We start from the raw sequence: 26,412 nt of genomic DNA on the forward strand, positions 1-26,412 counted from the left end.
CGCGCGCGATGTCACGCCCGGCACGCCGCTCTGCGCCATCATGAACGCGCGCCCGACGCTTGCGCATGCGCCCTTCGTCGCGGTGGCCGGGCTGTCCGCGCGAATGCTCGCGCAGTCCGCCGCGCGCGCGGGGCTGCGCGTCGTCGCGCTCGACGTATTCGGCGACCGCGACACGCGCGAGGCGTCCGAGTTGTGGTTCGACATCGGCGGCGGCCCGCTCACGATCGACGGCGCCAAGCTCGTCGACGCGCTCGTGCGCGTCGCGCGCCTGCCGCACATGCTCGGCTGGATCGACGGCAGCGGACTCGAACCGTTCGTCGCGCAACTGAGCCGCGCGCCCGGCTTGCCCCGCTTCATCGGCAACCCGCTGGAGGCCAGCGTCGCGGTGCGCGAGCCGCAACGGTTCTTCCCGCTGCTCGACGCGCTGCATATTCCGCATCCCGAGGTCTCGTCCACGCGACCGGCCGTCGCGCAAGGCTGGCTGCTCAAGCGCGCGGACGGCTGCGGCGGCACGCACATCGAACCGGCCACGGCCTCGCGCGATGCGCCGGTGCCCGCGCAAGCCTACTTCCAGCGGCGGCGCAACGGCCGCTCGCTGTCGGCGCTGTTCATCGGCGCTCGCGGCGGCGCACGCCTGCTCGGCTTCGCCGAACAATTGACCTGCACGATGGGCGATCTGCCGTTCGTGCATGCGGGCTCGATCGGTCCGATCGATCTGCCGCCGCGCGTCGCGGCGCGCGTGCGCGAAGCCATCGAGGCGCTGTGCGAGCGCACCGGCCTGACGGGCATCAATAGCTGCGATTTCCTGCTCGACGGCGACACCTTCGAACTCCTGGAAATCAACGCCCGCCCCTCGTCCACGATGACGCTGTACGAAACCGCGTCGCCTCACGCGTGGCCGCGCGGGCTGCTCGCCTGTCATATCGACGCCTGCCGCTACGGCCGCCTGCCGCCCGAACCGCTCGCGCCGGCCTCGTGGCGCGCCGGTCAGCAGGTGCTGTTCGCGCCGCATCCGTTCACCGTCTCGCAGGCGTTCAGCGATGCGTGCCTGCACGATCCCGCCTGCCGCGACGTGCCGATGCCCGGCACCTGGATGGAAGCCGGCCAGCCGGTCTGCACACTGCTCGTGCGCGCGGCATCCGTGAGTGGGGTGCGGCAAGCGCTGGAGCGGCAGCGCGCGCTGGTCCTCGAACGAATCGAAACCTGCCATGAACCCGACTATGCCTTCATCCAGTGCCATTCCTGATGCATCGTCGCAGCCCTCCGGCGCGACGGCCGCGCCATTGAGCGTCAACGCGCTGAGCGAGCGGCTCGTCGCACGGCTGGTCGGCGATGCGGCGCGCCTCGGCGTGGCGCTCACGCGTACCGACGACGGCACCGTGCTCGCGGACGCGGGCATCGCCGCGCCGGGCAGCGTCGCCGCGGGCGTGCTGATCGCGCGCATCTGCATGGGCGGTCTCGGGCACGTCGCGGTACGCACGAATTTCGACGCGCATCCGCTCTGGCCCAGCATGATCGACGTGCGCACCTCGTCGCCGGTGCTCGCGTGCCTCGGCAGCCAGTACGCCGGCTGGAGCCTTTCCGCGACCAAGGAGCAGACCGGCGGCAAGAAGTTCTTCTCGCTCGGTTCGGGTCCGGCGCGCGCACTCGCCGTCAAGGAGCCGCTGTTCGCCGAACTCGGCTACAAGGACGCCCACGAGCGCGGCGTGCTGGTGCTCGAAGTCGATCGCTTGCCGCCGCAAGTCGTGATCGACAAGGTGTTGCGCGACTGCGGCCTCGCCCCCGACCGGCTGACGCTCGTCATGACGCCGACCCACTCTGTCGCCGGAACGGTACAGGTGGTGGCGCGCGTGGTGGAGGTTGCATTGCACAAAACGCACGTGCTCGGCGTGCCGCTGGATGAGGTGGTCGAGGCCGGCGGCTCGGCGCCCTTGCCGCCGCCCGCACCGGACGGCATTCAGGCGATGGGCCGCACCAACGACGCGATTCTCTATGGCGGCCGCGTCCATCTGACCGTCAAGCACGATGCGGCGGCGCAGCAGCTCGCCGCCGAATTGCCGGCTTCGAACTCGCGCGATTACGGACGGCCCTTCGCGGACATCTTCACGTCGTTCAACTACGACTTCTATCAGATCGATCCCGCGCTGTTCGCGCCGGCCGAAGTGTGGGTCAGCAGCCTCGAAAGCGGCGCGACGTATCACGGCGGCGCGCTCAACAGCGCGTTGCTGCACGAACAATGGGACGGCCAACCATGACGCTGGCGCTGCCCGATCCGAATCCGGTCAACGCGCACGCGAACCTGCGCATCGCGATCATGTGCGACGAAACGGGCTGGCACACCGGGCGTCTGAAGAAGGCTTTCCGCGCGCGCGGCGCCGAAGCGCGCTGCATCGACCTCGCGGATTGCCGGATCGACACGACGTGGGAGCCGCATGGGCTGGTGCTGCCGGGCTTCGGCCGCACGCTGCCGGATGCGGTGTTCGTGCGCGGCATCGCCGGCGGCACGTTCGAGCAGGTGACGCTGCGTCTCGGCATCCTGCACGCGCTGCGCGAATCGGGCGTGCCCGTCTACAACGACGCGCGCGCGATCGAGCGCAGCGTCGACAAGTCGATGACCAGTTTTCTGCTGCATCGCAACGGCGTGCCGACACCCGCGACATGGGCCGGCGAATCGGCTGCGTTCGCGCAGCGCGTGTTGATGCGCGAAGCGGCCGCGGGCCGCCAGGTCGTGTTGAAGCCGCTGTTCGGCTCGCAGGGCCACGGACTGAAGCGCCTGGGCGCAAGCCGCGCGCGCGGCGGCGCGTTGGCGCCGCTGCCCTCGCTCAAGCCGTATCAGCAGGTGGCTTACCTGCAACGCTACGTCGACGGCGGCCGCAGCGGTTTCGATTGGCGCGTGCTGGTGATCGGCGGGCGCGCGGTGGCGGCGATGCGCCGTATCGGCGGCAAGGGCTGGATTCATAACTTCGCGCAAGGGGCCGAGTGCCAACCCGCCGAACTCGATTTGCCGCTTGCGCAAACGGCGATCCGCGCGACGCATGCGCTGGGGCTCGACTACGCCGGCGTCGACCTGATTCCCGATCCGCGCGATCCGGCCCGGCCGCTCGTGCTCGAAGTCAATGGCGTGGCGGCGTGGCGCGGCTTGCAGTCGGTCACGCCGGTCGACATCGCGGCGGCGCTCGTCGACGATCTGCTCGACCGCAAACTCGCCGACGCGCGCCGCGAGCTGGCGCAAGGCGGCGATTCCGCCGTCGCGACGCTGCCCGGACGCCATGCCTGAGCCGCTTTCCGCGATTCCGCCCGCACGCGTTCGCGCGGCTTTTCTCGCGGCATGCCGGCTCGACGTGGAGACGCCCAAGCCCGGCAACGTCAGCATGCAAAGCGAGGGACATGGGATGAGCGCGGCGCAGTTTCTCACCAGCGCCGAGGTGGCCGCCGACGCGCTGCTCGCGCCGGGCGCGCGAGTCGGCTCGCGCATTCTCGATGCGGTGACGCGCACGCGCGAGGCGGTCGGCTGCAATACGAATCTCGGCATTCTGCTGCTCGTGGCGCCGCTTGCCGCCGCGCTAGAGGAAACCCCGCTGCCGTTGTCCGCGGATGCCTGGCGCGCTGCCACCGAGCGCGTGCTCGCCCGGCTCGATCTCGACGACACACGCCTCGCGTACCGCGCGATCTCGCTCGCCAATCCCGGGGGCCTGGGCGACGCGCCCGAGCAATCGGTTCATGCCGCGCCCACGGTCGGCCTGCGCGACGCGATGGCGCTCGCCGCCGGGCGCGACAGCATCGCGCGTCAGTACGCGAACGGCTTTTGCGACATCTTCGAGACCGGCCTTGCGGCGTGGCGCGACGCGCACGTCGCCAGTGAGACCACCACCCGAACCCCCGCGCAAACCGCCACCCTCAACGTATTCCTCGCCTTCCTCGGCGGCTGGCCCGACTCACACATTGTGCGCAAGCACGGTGTCGCACTGGCGCAGAGTGTCACGCGCGCCGCCCGCGAACGACACACCGAATGGCGGCGAACGCTCGCCCTATCACCGCAAAAAGCGCCCACCCCATCGCTCGATACGTGGGATGCCGAACTGAAGGCCCGAGGAATCAACCCCGGCACCAGCGCGGACCTGACGGTGGCCACGCTCTTCGTCGCCGGCTGCCTCGAAGCTCACCGTGACGCGCCTATCGAGCCGCGCGGACCTCGCACTGGCACGGAACATGTTAGTTAGTGCCACCGTGCATCAACACGCCGCTCGGCGATCGCGGACCAGGATCGTTGCGGCGGCGGACTTCAGCAAGCCCTACCCCACTCATCGGAGGAATAGAATGGCCAAGATCAACCGCGTCCTGATAGGCGAGTCGCTCGTCGGCGATGGCAACGAGGTCGCGCACATAGACTTGCTGATCGGACCGCGAGGTTCGGCTGCAGAAACCGCGTTCTGCAACGCGCTCACCAACAATAAGGATGGCTTCACTTCGCTTCTGGCCGTCGTCGCGCCTAACCTGCTCACCAAACCGAACACGATCCTCTTCAACAAGGTGACGATCAAGGGCGCCAAGCAGGCGGTGCAGATGTTCGGCCCCGCGCAGCACGGCGTCGCGCTCGCGGTCGCGGACAGCGTCGAGGACGGCACGATCCCGCAGGACGAGGCCGACGACCTGTTCCTGTGCGTCGGCGTCTTCATTCACTGGGAGGCGGACGACGACAAGAAGATCCAGCAGTTCAACTACGAGGCGACGCGCGAGGCGATCAAGCGCGCCGTCAACGGCGAACCCAACGCCGCCGAGGTGGTGGCGAAGAAGAGCACCGTCGCGCACCCGTTCGCACCTAACTGAGAATGCGCGGCAGGTTTTGTGTGGAGAGAGCGAAGGCCCGCCCCGCGGGTCTTCGTCACGTTGGAAGGTTCTACCCGAGGCATGAGATGAGCAAACGATGTCGTGCGCTGGTGGCCGGCGCCTGTCTCGCACTCGCGGGACCGCTCGCCTGGGGCGCCGGCGATGCGCCGGGCGCGGCGGCTCCGGCAGGCGGCTTCAATTACCCGACGCAGGGCCGCGTCGAATACGTGCTGAGTTGCATGGACGACAACGGACACGACTTCGCGAACGTCTACAAATGCTCGTGCGTGATCGACAAGATGGCCGCGGCGCTGCCTTACGACGATTTTGTCGATCAGTCCACGTTCTCGAAGTACGCGACGCTGGGCGGCGAAGGCGGTTCGGAGTTTCGCGTCGACCACGCCAAGGCGCAAACGAAGAAATTCCGCGCGCTGCAAGCAGAGGCGTATCGAAGCTGCGGGTTGGCGTCCGACAAGACGGCGGCGTCGAAGTGACGTGAAGGCGTGAGGTCGATGGGCAAGGTCGATGCATGACGTCGATGCGTGACGTCGATGGGCGAGATCAACGCGTGATGTCGATGCGCGAGGTCAACGCGCGAGGTCGATGCGCAACCTCAACGCGTGACGTGACGTGCATAACGCCAACGCCCGACGCGAGCGAATGACGCCCTGTCCGCCAACGCCCTGACCAGCGGCGCACCTACCCGCCCCCTAGACGGCGGCCACGCGATCCGCGCCGCGCGCCGTGCCGCCGCGCCAGCCGTTCAATTCGGAATCAGCCCTTTCCCCAGCGACGCGTAGCTGTCGAGCCCGGAACCCGTCGTCGCCAGATCGCTGCGTTGCCGTTCGATCCGCACGCCGACCGCCGCCACGTCGTCGAACTTCGCCGGCTTGGCGAGCGACACGCGCACCCAGTGCGCGCCGAAGTCGGTAATCAGCAATCGCGCGACCGCTTCGGCAAGCGCCTCCAGCAAGCGCACGCCGTGCGCCGCGAGCAGCGCATGCAGCGCCTCGCGCACCGCCGCGTAATTGATCGTATCTTCGATGCGATCGGTCGTGCAGGCGCGAATGGACGGCACCCCGATCGCGAGATCCATGCGGATCGGCTGCAACACATGCTGCTCGCTGCTGTCGATACCGATGATCGTCTGTCCCACGAAATTTTCGATGAACACGATGTCCATGCGCCCGGACGACGCGCCCGCCGAGGGCGCGTCGCGCCGCGCGGCCGGGCTTGACGCGTCGGCGTCGGCGCGGGCGCCGGAGAAACGGGCGAGACGAACGGTGTCGATACGATCCATGATGTGCTCCGCCGCGGCGCGGCAAGTGGTGGAACAGGTGAAGTCAGGTGTAATGGAACGGAATGCGGGACAGTTCAGCCACGGCGCGAAGCAATCTGCGCCGCGCCTGCAACACGCTCCCGCGTTCGGCTCCGGACGCGGCGCATGAAAAGCGCATGAACGAACGCATAGGCGAACGCACATTCGAACGCATAAGCGAACGCACAGGCACGCCACAAGCAGCCGCACCGAAGCCCTCCCCCGATAAAAGCAAAAATCGGGCGCGCCGTGCACAAGTAATGCGACTCCGTATTGATCGCAAACGTCATCGAGCGTAGAGTTTTAAGACAGCCTGACATCAGGACCGGTTTTCAGTGCGCATGCGGACGTCAGAATTCGCGGCGCAGGGGATGACAGTATCGATAAAAGCGGCGCTCGCGGCACGCTTAGCAAAGTGCCCGAATTGACGCAACGGAGACAAACCCCATGTCGTTGCTTGCTGATAGCAGTCTGCACGTCCGAGAAGTTCTGAACGTAGTCAATCATCAATTGGCGACGCGTCCAACGAGCGAACCCGTCGCTCAATCGTGGGCGCGCTGCATGAACGAGTTTCAGCTCGACCCTTCACGCTTTGTCACGCCCCCCATTCTCACCGAGTACGAACTGAGTGAACGCCGCGAGGCGCTCGGCGATCTGATCGCGTGCTCGAAGCTCGAGATGACCACGCTCTATCAGCAACTGGCCGATCCCGAACTCGCGGTGGTCCTCGTCGACGCCGGCGGCGTGATCGTCCATCAGGTTTCGTCGGTGCCGTTCGCCGAAGCGGTCGCGCCCGACGGCTTTCGCGTGGGCGCCCTGTGGAGCGAGCGCGAGGCGGGCACCAACGGCATGGGCACCTGTCTCGCCGAACGCGACTGCATCGCCGTCTGCCAGCACGAGCATTTCTATCCGCGCTATACGTCGCTCACCTGCTCGGCCGCGCCGATCTTCGACGATAGCGGCGAGATTGCCGGCGTGCTCGACGTGACGAGCCGCTCCAAGCTGTTGCAGCAGCACTCGCTGGTGCTGGTGGGCATGTCGCGGCAAATGATCGAAAACCGCTTGCTGGACTCGCGTTACCGGCATGCCAACATGATTCACTTCCATAGCCGCCCGGAATTCGTCGGCACGCTGCACGGCGGCAAGCTCGCCGTCGCGGACGACAGCACCGTGCTCGCCGCGAACCGCAGCGCGCTGTTCCAGCTCGGCTTTCGCAGCTTGAGCGAATTGCGCGGACGGCGCATCGAGGAAGCCTTCAACGCCTCGCTCGAAGACATGATCGCGCGCAGCATTCGCGGCTCGTTCCATCCGGTCACCGTCTACAGCGCGAACGCGACCAACCGTTTCTTTCTCGTCGCGCAGACGCCGCAGAACCGCGCCGGGCGCGCCACCCGCGTGGCGCTCGCCAGTCCCGTGCCGCGCGCCGCGCCGCCCGAAAAGCGCCCGCCGCCCGCCCGGCTCGACGAAATCGCGCATCTGGAATTCGGCGACCCGCGCATGGCCTCGCAAATCCAGCTGGCCGCGCGCGTCATTCAGCGCAAGATCCCGATCGTGATCAGAGGCCAAACGGGCACCGGCAAGGAAGTGTTCGCCCAGGCATTGCACAGCATCAGCCCGCACTCGGCCGGCCCGTTCGTGCCGGTGAATTGCGCATCGTTGCCGGAGAATCTGATCGAAAGCGAGTTGTTCGGCTATCGCGCCGGCGCGTTTACCGGCGCGCAACGCGAAGGGCGTCGCGGCAAGATCGTGCAGGCGAATACCGGCACGCTGTTTCTCGATGAAATCGGCGACATGCCGCTCGCGTTGCAAGCGCGGCTCTTGCGCGTGATCGAGGAACACGAGGTGACGCCGCTCGGCGCGGAAACGACCGTCAAGGTCAATTTTCAGCTCATCAGCGCGAGTCACCGCAATCTGCTCGAACTCGTGCATGGCGGGCAGTTCCGCGAGGATCTGTATTACCGGCTCAAGGGCGTCGAACTGAACCTGCCGCCGCTTTGCGAGCGGCTCGACAAACTTGCGCTGATCCACCATCTGCTCGAAAACGAATCCGGCGACGACGAACCGCCCGAGTTGACCGCCGAGGCCGAACACGCGCTCCTGACCTATGCGTGGCCCGGCAACATTCGCCAGTTGCGGCACGTGTTGCAAATGGCGATCGCGCTCAGTGACGGACAACCGATCCGCTGCGAGGACCTGCCCGTCGAAATCACGCAGCGCGCGCCGAGCGTCGGCATGCCGTCGGCGCCGAACGTTGCCGCCGCGGAGTTCGAAGCGCACCTGACCGACGACGCGGACCTCTCCGCGCTCAACGCGATCCAGTTGAACGAGCGCGAAACCGTGCTGTCGCTGCTCGACGAGCACCGCTGGAACGTCAGCAACGTCGCGAAGGCGCTCGGCATCAGCCGCAACACCCTGTACCGGAAGATGCGCCGGCTGCATATCCGGCTGTCGCACGACGGCACGCCGCTCGATGGCGCGCCGCCCGACGGGTCGCCCGACGATCCGTCCGATGGCATGCCGTACAACGGATCGTCGCCCGCCGCTGCCGCATGACCCAGGCACCCGCGCGTCACCTCAACGAGTTCAAGCCCGATGCGCGTTTTGCGTGGTGCGTGACCGGCTCCGGCCATATGATCGAGGAGTCCATCGCGCTCGCGCTCGAACTGCCGCGCGTGGACCTCTTTCTGTCCGCGGCCGGCGAGGAAGTGCTACCGCTTTACGGTTGGCCGCTGCCGAAGCTGCGCAAGCATTTCCGCGTGCTGCGCGACAACAGCGCGAGCGGCGTGCCGGTCGGCATGCTGTATCACGGCGTCTATCACACGGTGGTGATCGCGCCCGCCACCAGCAACACCGTCGCCAAATGCGCGTTCGGCATCTCCGATACGCTGCCCACCAACATGTTCGCGCAGGCGGGCAAGCAATGCATTCCGGGCATTGTGTTTGCATGCGACACCGAACCGACCGTGATCACGCAAAGCCCGAACGAATGGGTGGAACTGCGTCCGCGGGCGATCGAACTCGACAACGTCGAGCGCCTGTCGCGCTTCGAATATACGACCCTCGTTCGCTCGCTGGATGAGCTGAAAGCGGCGCTCGGTGAACGCTTGTCGACGCTCGATCTGGTATGAGACGAACCCCACGCTCCCTGCGGTCGCTGCCCGGCGCGTACTTGAAACGACCCCCATGCTCCCTGCGGTCGCTGCCCCCCGAAGGGGCGTCAGCACGCTTGGGGCGGCCCGGCGCGTACTGACCTGACCGACATGGACCACATCGTCTTCCTGACTGGCCGGCTCGCCGAGAAGAGCCTCGCACGCGTGCTCGACAGCATGGCGCCGACGCCGTTCAGTTGGGAGATCCGCGAAATCGGGCTACAGGTGGCCGCGTTGATGACGGCGGACATGATTCGCCGCCGCGTGGCCGCGCCGCTCGCGGCGCAGCGGGTGATCGTGCCGGGACGCTGCCGCGGCGATCTCGACGCGTTGAGCGCGCACTACGGCGTGCCGGTGGAGCGCGGTCCCGAAGAGGTCAAGGATCTGCCGCAGTTCTTCGGCCGCGAGGCCAAGCCGATGGATCTGACGCACTACGAGACCGAGATTTTCGCGGAGATCGTCGATGCGCCGCGCCTCGATCTGGAAGGCATCGCGAAGCGCGCACGCGATTATGCCGCCCAGGGCGCCGACGTGATCGACATCGGCTGCCTGCCCGAAACACCGTTTCCTCATCTCGAAGACGCGGTTCGTCTGCTGAAGGCCGAAGGCTATCGCGTGAGCGTCGATTCGATGCGCAGCGAGGAACTGCTGCGCGGCGGCCGCGCGGGCGCCGACTATCTGATGAGCCTGAACCTCGACACGCTGTGGATCGCCGACGAAGTCCCGTCGACGCCGATTCTGGTCGCGCGCGATCAGCGCGAGCCGGCCTCGCTCGACGCCGCGATCGACCTGCTGTCCGCGCGCGGACGCGCGTTTCTCGCCGACCCGATTCTCGATCCGATCCCGTTCGGGCTCGCCGCGTCGATAGCGCGTTATGTCGGGCTGCGCGAGCGCTATCCCGACATCGCGATCATGATGGGCATCGGCAACGTAACCGAGTTGACCGAAGCCGATACGAGCGGCATCAACGCGGTGCTGCTCGGCATGGCCGCGGAGCTTCGCGTGAGCGCGGTGCTCACGACCGCCGTGAGCCTGCATGCGCGGCGCGCCGTGCGCGAGGCCGACGTCGCGCGCCGCGTGATGCATGCCGCACGCGAAGCGCAAGTGCTGCCGAAAGGCATCAACGGCGATCTCGCCACGGTTCACGCGAAACGCCCGTTTCCCTACAGCGCCGCGGAAATCGACGACTTCGCCCGCGAGGTGCGCGATCCGAATTTCCGCGTACAAGTCAGCGACGACGGCATCCACGTCTACAACCGCGACGGCCATCGCGTGGCGGACGACCCCTTCGCGCTCTATCCGCAACTGAATCTGGAGAGCGACGGCGGCCACGCGTTCTACATGGGCGTGCAACTCGCCCGCGCGGAAATCGCCTGGCGCCTCGGCAAGCGCTTCGACCAGGACCAGCCGCTCGACTGGGGCTGCGCGGTCGACCGGCCCGAACAGGATCTCGCCGCATGGTGCGCACCCGGCGAGACCATGAAGAAACGCTAGCGCCTGCGAGTTGCAGGTAGTCGTGTGAAGTGGCCGCGTGAAGTGCCAGCCTCGACTACCCGCTTCAGTGCGTCACGGCGAGGCCCGCCGCATCGTTCAGATCAACACCCAAGTTGACATTGCCAAGCGCCAGTTCGGCGCGCATCCCGCCGATCGCCTGCGCATAGTTATCCGCGCCGAACACAGCCGAACCCGCAACGAACACATCCGCGCCCGCGGCCGCGATCGCCGCGATGTTCGACGCCTTCACGCCGCCATCCACTTCGATCAGCAACGGCCGTCCGGTGCGCTGCATCGTCGCGTCGACCGACTTGCGCAGGCTGCGCAGCTTCTCCAGCGTTTCGGGAATGAAGGCCTGCCCGCCGAACCCCGGATTCACCGACATCACCACCACCACGTCAAGCATTTCCATCACATGATCGAGCACCGCGAGCGGCGTGGCCGGATTGAGCGCCAGTCCCGCGCGCGCGCCGTTGGCCTTGATCAGTTCGATGGTGCGGTGCACGTGTAGCGACGCTTCGGGATGAAAGCTGATCGTGTTCGCGCCCGCCTCCGCGAACGCGAGCACGAGCGGATCGACGGGCATCGTCATCAGATGCACGTCGATCGGCACCGGCGTATGCGGGCGGATCGCCGCGCACACGAGCGGCCCGACCGTGAGGTTCGGCACGTAGTGGTTGTCCATCACGTCCAGATGGATCCAGTCCGCGCCGGCCGCGCTCACGTCGCGGATCTCGTCGGCGAGACGGGCGAAATCCGCCGACAGCAGCGACGGGGCAATCAGGAAGTCGCGCATGGCCGTTTCCTCTCGATGTGGGTTCAGTGGTAGCGGCGCGCCATCGCCTCGAGCGGCAGCGGCTTGATGCGCGGCGCCTGCCCCGCGCAGCCGAACGCCTCGAAGCGCTCGACGCACACGGCGCTCGCCGCCGCGGTCGCGGCCTTCAACGCGGCGCGCGGATCGAACTCGGAACGCGCATTCGCCATCGACTTGCGCATCGCGCCGCTCATTGCGAGGCGGATGTCCGTGTCGATGTTCACCTTGCGCACGCCATGCGCGATGCCGCGCCGGATCTCCTCGACCGGCACGCCGTAAGTCACCGGAATCTCGCCGCCGTATTCGCGGATGATCGCGAGCCATTCCTGCGGCACCGACGACGAGCCGTGCATCACCAGATGCGTGTTCGGAATCCGCTCATGAATCTCGACGATGCGGTCGATCGCCAGAATGTCGCCGGTCGGCTGGCGGCTGAACTTGTACGCGCCGTGCGAGGTGCCAATCGCAATCGCCAACGCATCGACGCCGGTGGCTTCGACGAAAATCTGCGCCTCGTGCGGATCGGTGAGCAGATCGTCGCGCGAGAGTTTGCCTTGCGCGCCGACGCCGTCCTCCTCGCCCGCCTCGCCGGTTTCGAGCGAACCGAGACAACCCAGCTCGCCCTCCACGGAAACGCCCACCGCATGCGCGGACTCCACCACGCGGCGGCTCACGTCGACGTTGTAGTCGTAGCCGGCCGGCGTTTTCTGGTCGGGCAGCAGCGAGCCGTCCATCATCACCGACGTGAAGCCCGAACGGATCGCCTGCTGGCACACCGCCGGGCTCGCGCCATGATCCTGATGCAGCACGAGCGGAATATCGGGGTGCGCCTCCAGCGCAGCCAGGACGAGATGCCGCAAATACGGTTCGCCCGCATATTTGCGCGCCCCCGCCGACGCCTGCAGGATCACCGGGCTCGCGGTGGCCTCGGCGGCCTGCATGATCGCGTGAATCTGCTCCATGTTGTTGACGTTGAACGCCGGCACGCCGTAGCCGTGCTCGGCCGCGTGGTCCAGTAGTTGCCGCAGTGCTATGAAGGCCATCGCAAACTCCTTGAGCTCTTATCGAATGAAACGGATCATGGCGCGCCATGCGCGACGCGGCGGGCTTCGTCCACCACCGCCTGCGCCGTCAGATTGAAGTGCGTGAACAGCGCGGCGGCGGGCGCCGATTCGCCGAACGAATCGATGCCGACCACGCCGCCCTCCAGCCCGACGTATTGCCGCCAGAACGCGGTCACGCCCGCTTCCACCGCGACCCGCGGCACACCCGGCGGCAACACCGCATCGCGCCATGCGCGCGGCTGCCGGTCGAACACGCTGGTGGACGGCATCGAGACGACCCGCGCGGCGATGCCGGCTTCGGCAAGCGGCGCGACGGCGTCGAGCGCGAGCGCGACTTCCGAACCGGTCGCGATCAGCACGACGCGCGGCTGCGACGCGGACTCGTCCGGCCAGTCGCGCAGCACATAACCGCCTTGCTCGACGGCGTCGATCTGTTCGCCGCTACGCGCCGCGAACGGCAGGTTCTGCCGGCTCAGCAGCAGGCACGACGGCCCGTCGCGTTCGACCGCTTGCGCCCAGGCCTGCGCCGTTTCGACCGTGTCGCACGGACGCCAGATGTCGAGCCCCGGAATCAGTCTGAGGCTCGCCGCATGTTCCACCGCCTGGTGTGTCGGCCCGTCCTCGCCGAGACCGATCGAATCGTGCGTGAACACGAAGATCGCGCGCGTTTTCATCAGCGAGGCCATGCGCAAAGCGTTGCGCGAGTAGTCGGAAAACGTGAGGAACGTGCCGCCGAACGGAACATGCCCGCGATGCAGCGCAATGCCGTTCATCAGCGCGCTCATGCCGAATTCGCGCACGCCGTAGTGCAGATAGTTGCCGCCTTGCAGGCCGCCGTCGTCGGCATGCACGTCGACGGCGCTTTTCCAGTTGGTGAGATTGGAGCCGGTCAGGTCGGCCGAGCCGCCCAGAAACTCGGGGAGGACGCGCGCGAGCACGGCGATGGTCTGCTGCGAGGCCTTGCGCGTCGCAATCGATTCCGCCGCGCAGTCGACGTCGCGCACCATCGCGCGGACCGCGTCGCGCCATTGCGCGGGCAGCGTGCCCTGGGTCCGGCGTTCGAATTCGGCCGCCTCGGCGGGGTAATGCCTGCGATAGGCGTCGAAGCGCTGCGTCCACTCCGCTTGCGCGGCGGCGCCGCGCTCGCTTGCGTCCCATAGCGTGCGGACCTCGCCCGGCATCACGAAGGGCGGATGCGGCCAGCCGAGCGCGCGCCGGGTCGCGCCGATCTCGTCCGCGCCGAGCGGCGCGCCGTGCACGTCGTGGGTGCCGGCTTTCGACGGCGAACCCTTGCCGATCACCGTCTTGCAGCAGATCAGCGTCGGCTTGCCCGCCGCGCGCGCGTCCTGCAAGGCGCGATCGACCGCGTCGACGTCATGGCCGTCCACCGCGCGCACCACGTGCCAGCCATACGCGGCGAAGCGCGCCGGCGTGTCGTCGGCGAACCACTGCTGAACGTGGCCGTCGATCGAAATGCCGTTGTCGTCGTACAGCACCGTGAGCTTGTCGAGCTTCAGCGTGCCCGCGAGCGACGCGGCCTCGTGCGAGATGCCTTCCATCAGACAGCCGTCGCCGGTGAACACGTAGGTGCGGTGATCGACGATCGCATGGCCGGGCCGGTTGAACTCGCGCGCGAGCAGCGCCTCGGCGAGCGCCATGCCGACCGCGTTCGCGAGACCTTGCCCGAGCGGACCCGTGGTGGTTTCGACGCCGGGCGTCACGCCCACTTCGGGATGCCCCGGCGTCTTGCTGTGCAACTGACGAAAGCGCTTCAACTCGTCGATCGGCAAGTCATAGCCGCTCAGATGCAGCAAGCCGTACAACAGCATCGAGCCGTGTCCGTTCGACAACACGAAGCGATCGCGGTCGGGCCACGCCGGATCGCGCGGATTGTGCTTCAGATGCCGGTCCCACAACGCGACGGCAATCTCCGCCATGCCGAGCGGCATGCCCGGATGGCCGGACTTCGCCGCTTCCACCGCATCGATCGCGAGCATGCGCAGCGCGTCGGCCATGAGCCGGGTCGCGGGCGCACCAACAGATTCTGCAACGGCACTCATGAAAGTGTCTCCTTGCACGAAATAGAAAAACGGGTCCCGCCGTGGCTTGCCGATCGCCCCGCGCTCAGGCGCGCGCCTGCCGGTCGATCAGTTGCAGAATCATCGGCGTGAAAATCAGTTGCATCGCGAGGCCCATCTTGCCGCCCGGAACGACGATCACATTGGGGCGCGACATGAACGAGTCGTGCAGCATCGTCAGCAGGTACTGGAAGTCGATGCCCTTCGGCCGCGCGAAACGGATCACGACGAAGCTCTCGTCCGGCGCCGGAATCTCGCGGGCGGTGAAGGGATTCGAGGTATCCACGGTCGGCACGCGCTGAAAGTTGACATGCGTGCGGGAGAATTGCGGACAGATGTAGTTCACGTAATCGGGCATGCGCCGCAGGATCGTATCGACCACCGCTTCGTGCGAGTAACCGCGCATGTTCTGATCGCGGTGCAGCTTCTGAATCCATTCGAGGTTGATGATCGGCACCACGCCGATCAGCAGATCCGCATGCCGCGCGACGTCGATCCTGTCGGTCACCGCCGCGCCGTGCAGCCCCTCGTAGAACATCAGATCGGTGCCGGGCGTCACGTCCTCCCACGGCGTGAAGGTGCCGGCGTCCTGCTTGTAGACCCGCGATTCGCCTTCGTCGTGCACGTAGTGGCGCAACTTGCCCGAGCCGCTTTCGCCGTAACTGGCGAACAGCGTCTCCAGTTCTTCGAGCAGATTCGCCTCGGGTCCGAAATGGCTGAAGTTCGGCGCGCCGTCGCGCTCGTGCTCCTTCATCGCCTCGCGCATGCCGTTGCGGTCGTAACGGTGAAAGGCGTCGCCCTCGACGATCTGCGCGTTGATCTTCTCGCGCCGAAAGATGTGGGTGAAGCTTTTCATGACGGTCGTGGTGCCGGCGCCGCTCGAACCGGTTACCGCGATGATCGGGTGTTTGAGTGACATACGCTTGTCTCCGGAAGGTGATGTTCTTTTCGGCTGCTGGGCTGCGCCGCTGCCGCGCGGATTACGCGCGCACGCGGGTTGCCCGGGTCATGCGAGTCACGCGTGTCACGCCGTGAAGTCGGGCAAAAACAGCGAGCGCCGGTTGAAGAGCGGCGACGAGAACGGCTTGTCCTCGCCACGGTCGTATTCGCCGTGATACCGGCCGATGCGCTCCACCTCGTTCTTCGAACCGAGGATCACGGGCACGCGCCCATGCAGCGTGGCCGGCACGACATCGAGTATCCGTTCGCGTCCGGTGATCGACAGGCCGCCCGCCTGCTCGATCAGAAAACTCATCGGGTTCGCTTCGTAGAGCAGGCGCAGGCGTCCTTCCATCGCCGGCGTCTTGGAGTCGCGCGGGTACATGAACACGCCGCCGCGCATCAGGATCCGATGCACTTCCGCGACCATCGACGCGATCCAGCGCATGTTGAAGTCGCTCGCGCGGCAGCCGCTGCGGCCGTCCTTGCACTCCTGCACGTAGCGGCGCACGGGCGGCTCCCAGAAGCGCTCGTTCGACGCGTTGATCGCGAACTCCACGGTGTCCTCGGGAATGCGGATGTTCGAATGCGTGAGCACGAAATTGCCGATGTCGCGCTCCAGCGTGAAGCCATGCGTGCCGTTGCCGACCGACAGCACGAGCATGGTCGACGGACCATAGACGGCGTAGCCCGCCGCGACCTGCTCGCAACCGGGCCGCAGGAACGCGGCCTCGCCGACCGGCGCGTCCTTGTCGCCGTGATTGCGCAGCACCGAGAAAATCGAGCCCACCACGCCGTTGATGTCGATGTTCGACGAGCCGTCGAGCGGATCGAAGGCGAGCAGATAGTCGCCGCGCGGATAGCCCGGCGGAATCGCGTAGACGGTCTCCATTTCCTCCGACGCCATCGCGGCGAGCAAACCGTCCCACTCGCATTGCTGCACGAAAATCTCGTTGGTCGCGACGTCGAGCTTCTTCTGCTCCTCGCCATGCGTGTTGATGCTTTGCGCCGAACCGTAATTGCCGCCGAGCGCGCCCTTGGTGAGCATCGCCGAGATCGACTTGATCGCCGCGGCCACGTCGATGAGCAGCGCCGAGAGCCCCGCCGTCTCCGTCGTCCCCGCAGGAGAGGGCTGGCGGTCGAGCGTGTCGATCAGGAACTTCGAAAGGGTCGTACGTCCGTCTTGCATGGCGATCTCCTGAAGGATTGTTGTCGTTCAGCCTGGCGGCGCCTGAAAGGCGCGCGGCGCTGGCGGGGATGCGGACGCGGACGCACAAGCGGCGTCGCTCCCGGCCTCGGCGGACGGCTCGTCGAATACGCGGCTCGCGCGCACGTCGGCGGCGCCGATCAACGTGAGCGCGGCGGCGTCGATCGGCGCGCCGCCCTTCATCGCGTTGGCGAACAGGCGGTTCGCCTGGCGCAGCCGCGCGCGGTCGAGCGCATTGCGCACCGAACGGGCGTTGGCGAAATTCGGCTGACGGATCCGCAGCGCGAGGTACTCGGCGAAAGCGCGCCGCGAGTCGGCGTCGAAGCGGTAGTGCATCGTCGCGAGCATGCGCTCGGCGATGTCGAGCAGTTCCGCTTCCTCGTAATCGGGGAACGTGATGTGATGCGCGATCCGGGAACGGAAACCCGGATTGCTTTCGAAGAAGATTTCCATCCGCGACGCGTAGCCCGCGAGAATCACCACCAGATCGTCGCGCTGGTTTTCCATTGTCTGCAGCAGGATTTCGATCGCTTCCTGGCCGTAGTCGCGCTCGTTCTCGGGGCGATACAGGTAATACGCTTCGTCGATGAACAGCACGCCGCCCATCGCGCGCTTCAGCACATCGCGCGTTTTCGGCGCGGTATGGCCGATGTATTGACCGACGAGGTCGTCGCGCGTCACCGAAACCAGATGATTGCGGCGAATGTAGCCGAGCCGGTGCAGCACTTCGGCCATGCGCAGCGCGACCGTGGTCTTGCCCGTGCCGGGATTGCCGGAGAAACACATGTGCAGGGTCGGCGCGCCGCTCGCGAGGCCGAGCGAATCGCGGGCGCGCTCCACCAGCAGATGAGCGGCGACCTCGCGGATGCGGGTCTTGACCGGCACGAGTCCGACCAGGTCGCGGTCGAGTTCGGCGAGCACGTCGCCGATGCCGGAGTCGCGATACAGCGCCGCGAGATCGATATGCGGCGGCTCCTGACGCGAATCCTGCGCGCCGGCTCGTGCAACGGACGGCGCATGCGTGTCCACTACGGCAGCTTCGGTCATTGCATCTCCTTGTTCATACCATTCGCGCGGTGATCGACGCGGTAAGCGATGCGGTGAGCGATACAGCGATTCATGCACCGCACCGCATCCAATTACCGTGCCGGGCCGTAGCGCTCACCCGCGGGCCGGTCGCCCGCATAGCTCGACAGTCCATAGCGCTGCACGCGCCCCGCGCCATCCTGCCGCGTGAGACGGAAACCCGGCTCGTCGTCCGGCCGGTTGACGATGAACGACAGGCGCATCGTCTCGAAGGTGCGCTCCGAATCGAACGCATTGACCTTGATGTAGTGCTGCGGCCACGCCGCGCGGCATGCCCTCACCTCCTGCAACACGCCGGCCGCATCGCGCAGATCGAACATGGGCAAGCCCCACATTTCCCAGTACGTATTGCGCGGATGCGGATCGTCGGTGTATTCCACCGAGCAGGCCCAGCCCTGGCTCAACGCATAGTCGATCTGCAAGCCGATCTCCTCGTCGGTCAATTCCGGCAAGAAGGAAAATGTGCCTTGTGTAATGCGCATGGCGAACCTCGTTGATTGATGTGACGGCCTGAATCGGGTCGACAGTTGTCCAACGCAGTGCGGCGGCACTGCTGTCGTTCCCGCGATAACGATTGCCGTGAATGCGGCGTTTTACGCGACGCTCGGCGTGGCGGCGAAGTCGGGCGTGTCGGTCGATGCGTAGTTGAAGCTCACGTCCCGCCATGTATCGAGCGCCTGCTTGAGCGGCGTGCACCAGCGCGCGGCGGCTTCGAGAATCTCGGGCCCCTCGTTCACGATGTCGCGGCCCTCGTTGCGCGCCTTCACCATCGATTCGAGCGCGACGCGGTTCGCCACGGCGCCCGCCTGAATGCCGGCCGGATGCCCGATCGTGCCGCCGCCGAATTGCAGGATCGCGTCGTCGCCGAACAGATCGAGCAGTTGATGCATCTGTCCCGCGTGAATCCCGCCCGAGGCGACCGGCATGATCTTGCGCAAGCCGGCCCACGGCTGATCGAAGAAAATACCGCGCGACAGGTCCACTTCGTTGTGCGCGTCGCGGCACACGTTGTAATACCCCTGTACCGACAATGGATCACCTTCGAGCTTGCCGACCGCCGTGCCCGCATGCGCATGATCGACGCCCGCCATGCGCAGCCATTTGGCGATCACGCGGAATGAAATGCCGTGATTGCGTTGCCGTGTGTACGTGCTGTGCCCGGCGCGATGCAGATGCAGGATCATGTCGTTCTTGCGCGCCCAACGCGACATCGATTGAATCGCGGTCCAACCGATCACGAGGTCGATCATCACGATGCACGAGCCGAGCTCCTTCGCGAATTCGGCGCGCTCGTACATGTCCTCCATCGTGCCGGCCGTGACGTTCAGATAATGGCCCTTCACCTCCCCCGTTTCCGCTTGCGCGCGGTTCACCGCTTCCATCGAAAACAGAAAGCGGTCGCGCCAGTGCATGAAGGCCTGCGAGTTGATGTTCTCGTCGTCTTTCAGGAAATCGAGTCCGCCTCTGAGCCCCTCGTACACCACGCGGCCATAGTTCTTGCCCGACAAGCCGAGCTTCGGCTTGACCGTCGCGCCGAGCAGCGGCCGACCGTATTTGTCGAGCCGTTCGCGTTCGACGACGATGCCGGTCGGCGGCCCCTGAAAGGTCTTCAGATACGCCACCGGTATGCGCATGTCCTCGAGACGCAGCGCCTTGAGCGGCTTGAAACCGAACACGTTGCCGATGATCGACGCCGTGAGGTTGGCGACCGAGCCCTCCTCGAACAGATCGAGTTCATAGGCGATGTACGCGAAGTACTGCGGTTCGCCGGAGGACGACGACGGCACCGGATCGACGCGGTAAGCCTTGGCGCGATACATGTCGCAAGCGGTGAGGCGGTCGGTCCACACCACGGTCCACGTTGCCGTGGACGATTCGCCGGCCACGGCGGCCGCCGCTTCCTCCGGCTCGACGCCGGGTTGCGGCGTAATGCGAAAGAGCGCGATCACGTCGGTGTCTTTCGGTATGTAATCCGGCTGCCAGTAACCCATTTCGCGGTATTTCATGACACCCGCGGCGTAGCGTTCGCGCGGCTTGCCCGAACTGCCAGGATTGCCCGGTTTTTGCGAATCAAGTGCTGTCTCGATCACCGGTTGACTGAAATCGTTCATGACGTATCCTCGATTGTGGCAAGCGCGCTGCCGGGAGAACGAAGCGCTTGAGTTGCACTGTAGACAAGGGCGTCATCATTGGGAATTCACGATTTAATTTGGCAGAGTTAACCGATCCATTATCAACTGCGCATCACGAAACACGTTTTCATGAAATGCGTTTTCAACCCACGCCGATATTCCACGCGACGATTTCAAATGGCGTGACAGGAGGACAGAAACCTTCGAATCGTAATGGAACACTTTGCTTCGGGATCGGGACACTGCGCGGCCGGCGATTTGCGAACCCGCACGAGCGGCATGCCGATGCAATTCGGCGTATGCTGTATTTCGCGCGAACCGCCTGCCGCCCGCGCGTTGCAGTACAGCGCCCGGCATGGAGTTTGCGTAGTCAGCAACGCCGATGCAGCCCGGCATCACGCTCGGTTCACGGCGCAACGATGTGTCAACCACATGGAGGAACACATATGCAATGGACGACACCTAGCTACACCGATATGCGCTTTGGTTTTGAAATCACGATGTATATCGCGACGCGTTAAGCCCGCACGGGCCGCATGCGCGGCCCTTTCGCGGATCACTTTTTCTTTAGCTGAATCGGCCGGCCTTTCGGCGCTGTCACGACTCACGTTCCCATCATGATCCACGAAACGATCGTCACCACGGCAGCGTGCGATGGCCGTCCTCACATAGCGCCGATGGGGGCGCGTTACGAGGGCGAGTTCGTCATTCTTTCCCCGTTTCGCCCGTCGACCACACTCGACAATATCGTCGCGTCGCGCGCGGCGGTTCTGAATTTCACCACCGACGTCCGCGTTTTCGCGGGCTGCGTCACGCATTGCGCGACCGATTGGCCCACTGTCGCCGCCACTCGCGTCGCGAGTATCCGGCTGGCGGAGTCGCTCGCGCATGCCGAACTCGAACTCGATGAACTGCGCGACGACAACCAGCGCCCGGTGCTGCGCATGAAGTGCGTGCACCGCGAGAATCACGCGCCGTTCGCCGGTTTCAACCGCGCTCAGGCGGCGGTGATCGAAGGCGCGGTGCTGGTGAGCCGGCTCTTCATGCTGCCGGCCGACAAGGTCGACCGCGAAATGGCTTACCTGCAGATCGCCATCGACAAAACCGCGGGCGATGCCGAGCGCACCGCCTGGGGCTGGCTCACCTCCGCGATCGCGCGGCACCGCGCGAGCCTCGATTCCGCCGGCGGTTCGTCCGCCGAACTCGTGTCCCACTAGTCTTTCGGAGAACCCGATGACCGCATTGCTCGCGAGCGTCCGCTCGCACGAGGAGGCGTTCGACGCCGCCCAGGCCGGCGCCGAGCTGATCGACCTGAAGGAACCGAACGCGGGCGCGCTCGGCGGCCTGTCGATCGGCGACATCACGAATATCGCGCGTCATCTACGCGCCCGTTACCCGGTCAAGCCGATCAGCGCGACGATAGGCGACGTGCCGGCCGAAGCGCTCGACGAGATCGCCGCGCGCGTCATCGAGGTCAGCGAGGCGGGCGTCGATTATGTGAAAGTGGGCGTGGCGCCGGGACCGGCCGCGCGGCGTTGCCTCGAACACCTCGCGAATCTGCCGGCGACCGTCGTGCCGGTGCTGCTGTGCGACGGCGGCATGGACGGCGAACTGGTCGCCTACGCGGCCACGCTCGGGTTCGTGGGCGTGATGTTCGACACCGAGGGCAAGGACGGCAACACGCTGTTCGATCACGTGGACAGCGAATCGCTGGGGCAATGGCTGCGGCTGATCCGCGAGCAGGGCGCGATGAGCGGCATCGCCGGTTCGCTCGGCTGGGCGCAGCTCGCGCAGATCAGGGCGCTGGCGCCGGATTTCGCGGGCTTTCGCACGGCCTTGTGCGTGGATGGGCGCCGCTCGCGGCTCGATCCGCAACGGGTCGCCGACCTGGCCGGCGCGCTACACAGTGCAAGCGGTGATAGGGGTCTTGCGGGCGCTACTTCGGGCTCGGGCGTTTCTTCGGACGCGGCCCGTTTGTAGGATTCTTCTCCCGGCGCATGGTGCGGCGCTCGTGCCGCCCATGCTGCTCATCCACGGATGTCAGCTTGCCGACTACGTCACCGGCATGTTCAGCAGCCGGTCGCGCATCAACGCCACGTTGTCCTTGTTAAGCAACTCCACCACGTAATTCGCGTCGTTCACATAGTCGACGAAACGGCGGTCCACCACGCCCGTTGCCGCCAGCGTTTCAAGCCGTTCGTCCTCGAAGATCGGACATGACTTCACCACGATCAGCCGCTCGGCGTTGAGCATCGTCGAGAGCCAGGCGGCGAGGCTGTCGGAGGTCGTGTCCCAGTTGCTCATCGCGTCGGGCGTGTCGCGCATCAGCGCGGTCGGCACCCATACGGCGACATGGCCGTCGCGCAACGCGCGGCGAATCTTGGCCTCGCTCGACGCAAGCACGAGTTCGGGCCGCACGCCTTGCATCATGATTGCGTACTGCGTCATCGCGAGCAGACACATGTTGTGCGCGACGAGATCGTCGAAACGCCACTCGCTCTGATATTGCCGCACCTTGTCGGCGAAATCGCCGCCGCCCGGCACGATCACGACGCGCCCGCCCCCCACCTCGCATAGCTCGTCGAGCCAGTTGCGCAGCGTCGGCTCGTGACTCAGGCTGCCCCCGATCTTGACCACCCACATGACCGTTGTCCTCGTTTCCGATTAACTGCGTTGGTGTGTTCGCTGCATGTTCGTTGCGGGTGCCTTCACCTGCTGATTGGCTCGCGCGTTCGAGCGCTGTCTGACCAAAGCTCGCGTCGTCTTGCTGCTTGTGCCGACGCGCGGCTCATTGCGCTTCGGCTCATGCCGCCTGCGATATCGCGCCCTACCTGTCACACCCAAAAGCTCACGCCGTGCCGTTCCGCGTGCCGTCCATCGCGCGGCTCATCGCGCTTCGGCTCATGCCGCCCGCGATACCGCGCCCTACCTGTCACACCCAAAAGCTCACGCCGTGCCGTTCCGTGTGCCGTCCATCGCGCGGCTCATCGCGCTTCGGCTCATGCCGCCCGCGATACCGCGCCCGCGCCGTCGCGGCCCGCATGCCGGTCGTGCGCGGCCGCGAGCAGCGCCACCGCCACGCTCGGCGCGCAAGTCGCGGCCCACTCCGAGCATGCGTCGGGAACGCCCGCCAGCGCGCCGAAATCGACATAGCCGCGCGCCTCCTCACGCGCCAGCGCCGCCACGAGGAAGCGTCCGCAGCCCGCGCCCACCAGCGGCGCGGCGGCCAGCTCGGGATGCGCCGCCGTCACGCGCGCGAGGTTCACGCCGATCTCGCGCAATTGCAGTTCGCGCCAGCGCAGCGCGAACCGGCGCCATTCGGCGGGCTCCGTTTCGTAGGCGTCGCGGCCGATCATCCGCGCGATCCGCGCACGGCTCGCGGCTTCCGTCTTCGGTCCCTGGTCGGCGCTCGGATAGAGGTCGTAGTGCGGCTCCAGTTCGCCGGTCAGCCGATAGACGTCCGCGCTCGTCGCGAACCATTCGTTCATCACGTTGACGGCCGCGCCCGCGAATTCGATGCGGTGCGCGATCCCGCACAACGGCGTGCGCACGACACCCTGGTAGACCAGTTCGCCGGTCGCGAGCCGCCCGGCATCGGTCGCGGCGCGCGCGACGACGCGCCCGCCAGCGATCGGAATGATGTCGGTGGTCGTGCTGCCGATGTCGATGAGCACCGCGTCGGCTGCGCGCGTGGCGACCCAGTGCGCGGTGGCGAGCCAGTTCGCGGAGGCAACGTCACGCCAGTTGGCGGCGCAGTCTTGCGGCGCGAGCCAGCCGGTTTCGCCTGCATAAAAACGCAACTGTGCGCCCGCTTGTGAGCCTGCTTGTGGGCCTGCCTGTGCGCCTGCCTGTGCGCCTGCTCGTGCATCTGATCGCGAGCCCAACCGCGCGTGCGTTTGCGACTGCAACGGCGCATGCGAGCGCGTCGCGAGCCGCTGCGCGAGCGTGCCGGCAATCGCCCGCACGCCTGCGGCGCGATCGGGGAACAGGTCGACCATTTCGCCCGTCATCGTCACGGCGTGCCGCGCGGCGGCCGTGTTCGCGGCCGGCCAGCGCTCGAACACGAGGTCGATCGTCCGCTCCAGATGTTCGAGTCCCTGCCACAGCGGACACGCCCATTGCGCGACGTCGAGCACCGCGCCGCCGGCATCGGCCATCGACACCTTCACGTGCGCGCCGCCCACATCCCAGCCGAAAATCGCGCCATCGACGCCCGCGTGGCTCGCATGCGCTGCCTGCGCCGCGCTCACGGCCGCGCTCCACAGGCCGTCTCGGAGCCGTGCGGGCGCGCCGCCGCGCTTCTGTCGATGCGCGCCCCATGCGCCGCCAGCAACGCGCGCGCGAGATTGCCGCCGAGCGACGCGGACAGCCCCGCATACGCGACGGTCAACCGCGGATTGACCTCGATCACCACCGGGCCGCGCTCGGGATGCCACACCACGTCGATGCCGGCAAAGCCGCGCAAGCCGGGCAGCGCCGCATACACGCGCTGCGCGAGGTCGCCGAGCACACGGCCCTGGTCGCCGAGACGATCGATCTGGTTCACCATCACGCCGTCGAATTCGACGATCCGCGGTTGCGGTCCGCTTGCGTCGGCTCCGCTCAAACCGATCTGCTGCCGGTTGATGCTGATGAGCTCGGCGCGGTCCTCGTGACAGATCAGCGAGAGACTGAGCGGCTCGCCGTCGACCCATTCCTGAAGCACCGGATTGCGTCCGGCGGCGGCACGTGCATCGTATTCCGCGCAGGCGTCGGCGAAACGGTCGAACACGAACGTGTCGAGACCGCCCGCGCCGTCGTCCGGTTTCACGACCCAGCGGCCGGCGGACGGATGACGCTCCGAACGCGCATCGGCCTGCCCCGGTTCGAGCGCGGGCGTCGTCGCGATGCCATGCGCCGCGAGACACGCGGCGGTCACGCTCTTGCTCGATGCCGCGCGAATCGCTTCCTTCGCGCAACCGAGCCAGCGCGCCGTGCCGACCGCATCGTAAAGATGCAGCAGCAAGCCGTCGCATTCGGGCGCGATGATCCACGCGTAATCGTGTTCGCGCGCCACCCTTGCGACGAAGGCCGTCATCGATTCACCCGGCGCGGCCCTACAATGGGCCAGCGCCGGGTCGACGGTTTCGAAGCGCGAACTGGCGAACGTCACCTGCACGCCGTCGAGTTCGCGCAGATCCGCGACCAGCGCGTCGCGCATCACCCGCCCCTCGACGATCAACGCGCTCAGATCGGCGAGACTACCCGCGCCGGCCAGCGCCGGGTCGATGCCGCCGCCGGTGAGATACTCATAGACAAAGATCTTGGTCAAAGGAGCACGCCCCCAATGCAGGTGATACCGGTTCTCGATCTGCTCGACGGCCACGTGGTGCGCGCGGTGCGCGGCGAGCGGACCGCTTATCTGCCGATCCAGTCGCCGCTCGCCGCCACCAGCGAGCCGCTTCACATCGCCCGTGCGCTCATTGCCGCAAGCGGCGCGCGCACGCTCTATATCGCCGACCTCGGCGCCATCCTTCAACGCGGCGCCCATGTCGCGACGCTCGCCATGCTGCGTGCCGCCCTCCCCGGCATCGACATCTGGCTCGATGCGGGCTATGCCGACTTTGCGTCGATGCGCGCGCTATTCGACAGCATCGAGCGCCTCAATCACATTCAGCACATCGAGCAGAGCGGCCCGGCCCACTCGCACACCGGCGAGCGCAACGCCCCCAACGACCGCACGACTCACGATCTCGCGCCCCTCGTGCCCGTGTTCGGCACCGAGTCGCTGCGCGACCTTCACGCGCTGCAAGCGGCCGAGGCTGCCGGCCTCTCGCCCATTCTTTCGCTCGATCATCGCGCCGGCCAGTTGCTTGCCGACCCTGCGTTCGAACCCACATCGTCATGGTGGCCCGGCCGGGTGATCGCCATGACGCTCGACCAGGTCGGCAGCTACGACGGTCCCGACTTGCGCAGCGTCGAGCGCATCCGCTCGAATGCGCCCGCGGGCACCGCCGTGATCGGCGCGGGCGGCATTCGCGATCGAGCCGATCTGAGCGCGGCGGCGCGGACTGGCGCCACCGCATGGCTGGTGGCGTCCGCACTGCATGATCGCCAGATCGGCCTCCCGCTCTTCGAATCCACGTAGCAGCCTATACAAAATCCATGCCAATCGCGGGACAACGCACGGCGGTAAACAAACAGAAAGCAATGCGGCCGCGTGTGACACTCTGCTCCAGATCGGCACACAACCTGTGCGGCGCACCGGGGTTTCGGCGCCGCCGATGCCACAGCCGCCGACGCACGCAAGCCGCATGCAATGCGA

Annotated in this window: 25 protein-coding genes; 13 read left to right on the plus strand and 12 right to left on the minus strand. The window is 66.6% G+C overall.

Translation table 11 applies throughout. The annotated features are described in order from the left end of the window. The first annotated feature begins 40 nt into the window (after positions 1-40). The 6 genes from ACOCG7_RS10925 (at position 41) to ACOCG7_RS10950 (ending at position 5,321) form a co-directional block, all read left to right on the plus strand. A complete protein-coding gene (locus ACOCG7_RS10925; protein WP_154872702.1) occupies positions 41-1,246 on the plus strand; it encodes an ATP-grasp domain-containing protein in 1,206 nt (401 codons plus the stop codon). Beyond that, on the plus strand, positions 1,209-2,255 hold the full coding sequence (gene mch, locus ACOCG7_RS10930; protein ID WP_416448058.1) for a methenyltetrahydromethanopterin cyclohydrolase: 1,047 nt from the start codon (positions 1,209-1,211) through the stop codon (positions 2,253-2,255). The genes ACOCG7_RS10925 and mch overlap by 38 nt, the downstream gene beginning before the upstream one ends. Next, positions 2,252-3,277, plus strand: a complete 1,026-nt coding sequence (locus tag ACOCG7_RS10935; protein WP_421375466.1) for an ATP-grasp domain-containing protein — start codon at positions 2,252-2,254, stop codon at positions 3,275-3,277. The genes mch and ACOCG7_RS10935 overlap by 4 nt, the downstream gene beginning before the upstream one ends. Continuing rightward, positions 3,270-4,220 (plus strand): triphosphoribosyl-dephospho-CoA synthase, encoded by a 951-nt coding sequence (locus ACOCG7_RS10940; protein WP_421375468.1) that lies wholly within the window; start codon positions 3,270-3,272, stop codon positions 4,218-4,220. The genes ACOCG7_RS10935 and ACOCG7_RS10940 overlap by 8 nt, the downstream gene beginning before the upstream one ends. A gap of 97 nt (positions 4,221-4,317) precedes the next feature. Further along, entirely contained in the window at positions 4,318-4,827 is a 510-nt protein-coding gene (gene fae, locus ACOCG7_RS10945) for a formaldehyde-activating enzyme (protein ID WP_073427442.1), read from the plus strand. Positions 4,828-4,913: 86 nt separating this feature from the next. Then, the gene (locus ACOCG7_RS10950) at positions 4,914-5,321 is read left to right on the plus strand and encodes a hypothetical protein (RefSeq protein WP_073427441.1); all 408 of its coding nucleotides are present in this window, start codon (positions 4,914-4,916) and stop codon (positions 5,319-5,321) included. 269 nt (positions 5,322-5,590) lie between these two features. Here ACOCG7_RS10950 and ACOCG7_RS10955 read toward each other — a convergent pair whose 3' ends face one another. Continuing rightward, positions 5,591-6,127 carry a dihydroneopterin aldolase gene (locus tag ACOCG7_RS10955; RefSeq protein ID WP_073427440.1) on the minus strand — a complete coding sequence of 179 codons (537 nt, stop codon included), beginning with the start codon at positions 6,125-6,127 and terminating at the stop codon, positions 5,591-5,593. A gap of 465 nt (positions 6,128-6,592) precedes the next feature. Here ACOCG7_RS10955 and ACOCG7_RS10960 point away from each other — a divergent pair, with 465 nt between their 5' ends. From ACOCG7_RS10960 to ACOCG7_RS10970, 3 genes are all read left to right on the plus strand, one after another. After that, complete coding sequence (locus ACOCG7_RS10960; protein WP_073427439.1) at positions 6,593-8,698, plus strand: sigma-54-dependent Fis family transcriptional regulator; 2,106 nt, start codon at positions 6,593-6,595, stop codon at positions 8,696-8,698. Continuing rightward, positions 8,695-9,273 (plus strand): flavoprotein, encoded by a 579-nt coding sequence (locus tag ACOCG7_RS10965; protein ID WP_073427438.1) that lies wholly within the window; start codon positions 8,695-8,697, stop codon positions 9,271-9,273. The genes ACOCG7_RS10960 and ACOCG7_RS10965 overlap by 4 nt, the downstream gene beginning before the upstream one ends. A gap of 132 nt (positions 9,274-9,405) precedes the next feature. Further along, the gene (locus ACOCG7_RS10970) at positions 9,406-10,788 is read left to right on the plus strand and encodes a DUF6513 domain-containing protein (protein ID WP_073427437.1); all 1,383 of its coding nucleotides are present in this window, start codon (positions 9,406-9,408) and stop codon (positions 10,786-10,788) included. A gap of 64 nt (positions 10,789-10,852) precedes the next feature. Here the strand turns inward: ACOCG7_RS10970 and rpe are convergent, their stop codons facing one another. The 8 genes from rpe to ACOCG7_RS11010 all read right to left on the minus strand — a co-directional run bounded on the left by rpe (position 10,853) and on the right by ACOCG7_RS11010 (position 20,087). Continuing rightward, positions 10,853-11,584, minus strand: a complete 732-nt coding sequence (gene rpe / locus ACOCG7_RS10975; protein WP_073427436.1) for a ribulose-phosphate 3-epimerase — start codon at positions 11,582-11,584, stop codon at positions 10,853-10,855. A 23-nt stretch (positions 11,585-11,607) separates the two neighbouring features. After that, positions 11,608-12,645 (minus strand): class II fructose-bisphosphate aldolase, encoded by a 1,038-nt coding sequence (gene fba, locus ACOCG7_RS10980; protein WP_083081042.1) that lies wholly within the window; start codon positions 12,643-12,645, stop codon positions 11,608-11,610. A gap of 35 nt (positions 12,646-12,680) precedes the next feature. Further along, on the minus strand, positions 12,681-14,726 hold the full coding sequence (tkt, locus tag ACOCG7_RS10985; RefSeq protein ID WP_073427434.1) for a transketolase: 2,046 nt from the start codon (positions 14,724-14,726) through the stop codon (positions 12,681-12,683). Positions 14,727-14,790: 64 nt separating this feature from the next. Beyond that, positions 14,791-15,663 carry a phosphoribulokinase gene (locus ACOCG7_RS10990; protein ID WP_244745345.1) on the minus strand — a complete coding sequence of 291 codons (873 nt, stop codon included), beginning with the start codon at positions 15,661-15,663 and terminating at the stop codon, positions 14,791-14,793. A gap of 105 nt (positions 15,664-15,768) precedes the next feature. Further along, on the minus strand, positions 15,769-16,872 hold the full coding sequence (locus ACOCG7_RS10995) for a class 1 fructose-bisphosphatase (protein WP_073427432.1): 1,104 nt from the start codon (positions 16,870-16,872) through the stop codon (positions 15,769-15,771). 27 nt (positions 16,873-16,899) lie between these two features. Continuing rightward, positions 16,900-17,937: a CbbX protein gene (gene cbbX / locus ACOCG7_RS11000; RefSeq protein ID WP_073427431.1), complete on the minus strand. Its 1,038-nt coding sequence runs from the start codon at positions 17,935-17,937 to the stop codon at positions 16,900-16,902. Between the two features lie 92 nt (positions 17,938-18,029). After that, positions 18,030-18,458 (minus strand): ribulose bisphosphate carboxylase small subunit, encoded by a 429-nt coding sequence (locus tag ACOCG7_RS11005; RefSeq protein WP_073427430.1) that lies wholly within the window; start codon positions 18,456-18,458, stop codon positions 18,030-18,032. Positions 18,459-18,569: 111 nt separating this feature from the next. Then, positions 18,570-20,087 (minus strand): ribulose-bisphosphate carboxylase large subunit, encoded by a 1,518-nt coding sequence (locus tag ACOCG7_RS11010; protein ID WP_073427429.1) that lies wholly within the window; start codon positions 20,085-20,087, stop codon positions 18,570-18,572. A 467-nt stretch (positions 20,088-20,554) separates the two neighbouring features. Here ACOCG7_RS11010 and pqqA point away from each other — a divergent pair, with 467 nt between their 5' ends. The 3 genes from pqqA to ACOCG7_RS11025 all read left to right on the plus strand — a co-directional run bounded on the left by pqqA (position 20,555) and on the right by ACOCG7_RS11025 (position 22,088). Beyond that, the gene (pqqA, locus tag ACOCG7_RS11015) at positions 20,555-20,629 is read left to right on the plus strand and encodes a pyrroloquinoline quinone precursor peptide PqqA (RefSeq protein WP_013342881.1); all 75 of its coding nucleotides are present in this window, start codon (positions 20,555-20,557) and stop codon (positions 20,627-20,629) included. A 96-nt stretch (positions 20,630-20,725) separates the two neighbouring features. Continuing rightward, the gene (locus ACOCG7_RS11020) at positions 20,726-21,325 is read left to right on the plus strand and encodes a DUF447 domain-containing protein (RefSeq protein WP_083082916.1); all 600 of its coding nucleotides are present in this window, start codon (positions 20,726-20,728) and stop codon (positions 21,323-21,325) included. Positions 21,326-21,341: 16 nt separating this feature from the next. After that, the gene (locus ACOCG7_RS11025; protein WP_154872615.1) at positions 21,342-22,088 is read left to right on the plus strand and encodes a (5-formylfuran-3-yl)methyl phosphate synthase; all 747 of its coding nucleotides are present in this window, start codon (positions 21,342-21,344) and stop codon (positions 22,086-22,088) included. Positions 22,089-22,160: 72 nt separating this feature from the next. On the opposite strand, the gene ACOCG7_RS11030 is transcribed toward ACOCG7_RS11025, so the two are convergent. The 3 genes from ACOCG7_RS11030 to ACOCG7_RS11040 form a co-directional block, all read right to left on the minus strand. Then, the gene (locus tag ACOCG7_RS11030) at positions 22,161-22,751 is read right to left on the minus strand and encodes an aspartate kinase (RefSeq protein WP_073427426.1); all 591 of its coding nucleotides are present in this window, start codon (positions 22,749-22,751) and stop codon (positions 22,161-22,163) included. Between the two features lie 356 nt (positions 22,752-23,107). Further along, a complete protein-coding gene (locus ACOCG7_RS11035; RefSeq protein ID WP_421375475.1) occupies positions 23,108-24,358 on the minus strand; it encodes a hydantoinase/oxoprolinase family protein in 1,251 nt (416 codons plus the stop codon). Continuing rightward, positions 24,355-25,419: an ATP-grasp domain-containing protein gene (locus ACOCG7_RS11040; protein WP_114164310.1), complete on the minus strand. Its 1,065-nt coding sequence runs from the start codon at positions 25,417-25,419 to the stop codon at positions 24,355-24,357. The genes ACOCG7_RS11035 and ACOCG7_RS11040 overlap by 4 nt, the downstream gene beginning before the upstream one ends. 15 nt (positions 25,420-25,434) lie before the next feature. On the opposite strand from ACOCG7_RS11040, the gene ACOCG7_RS11045 reads away from it, so the two are divergent. Beyond that, complete coding sequence (locus tag ACOCG7_RS11045; protein ID WP_073427424.1) at positions 25,435-26,235, plus strand: HisA/HisF-related TIM barrel protein; 801 nt, start codon at positions 25,435-25,437, stop codon at positions 26,233-26,235. Positions 26,236-26,412: the final 177 nt, after the last annotated feature.

Source organism: Paraburkholderia sp. DD10, assembly GCF_049177125.1.
GTDB lineage: Bacteria > Pseudomonadota > Gammaproteobacteria > Burkholderiales > Burkholderiaceae > Paraburkholderia > Paraburkholderia terricola.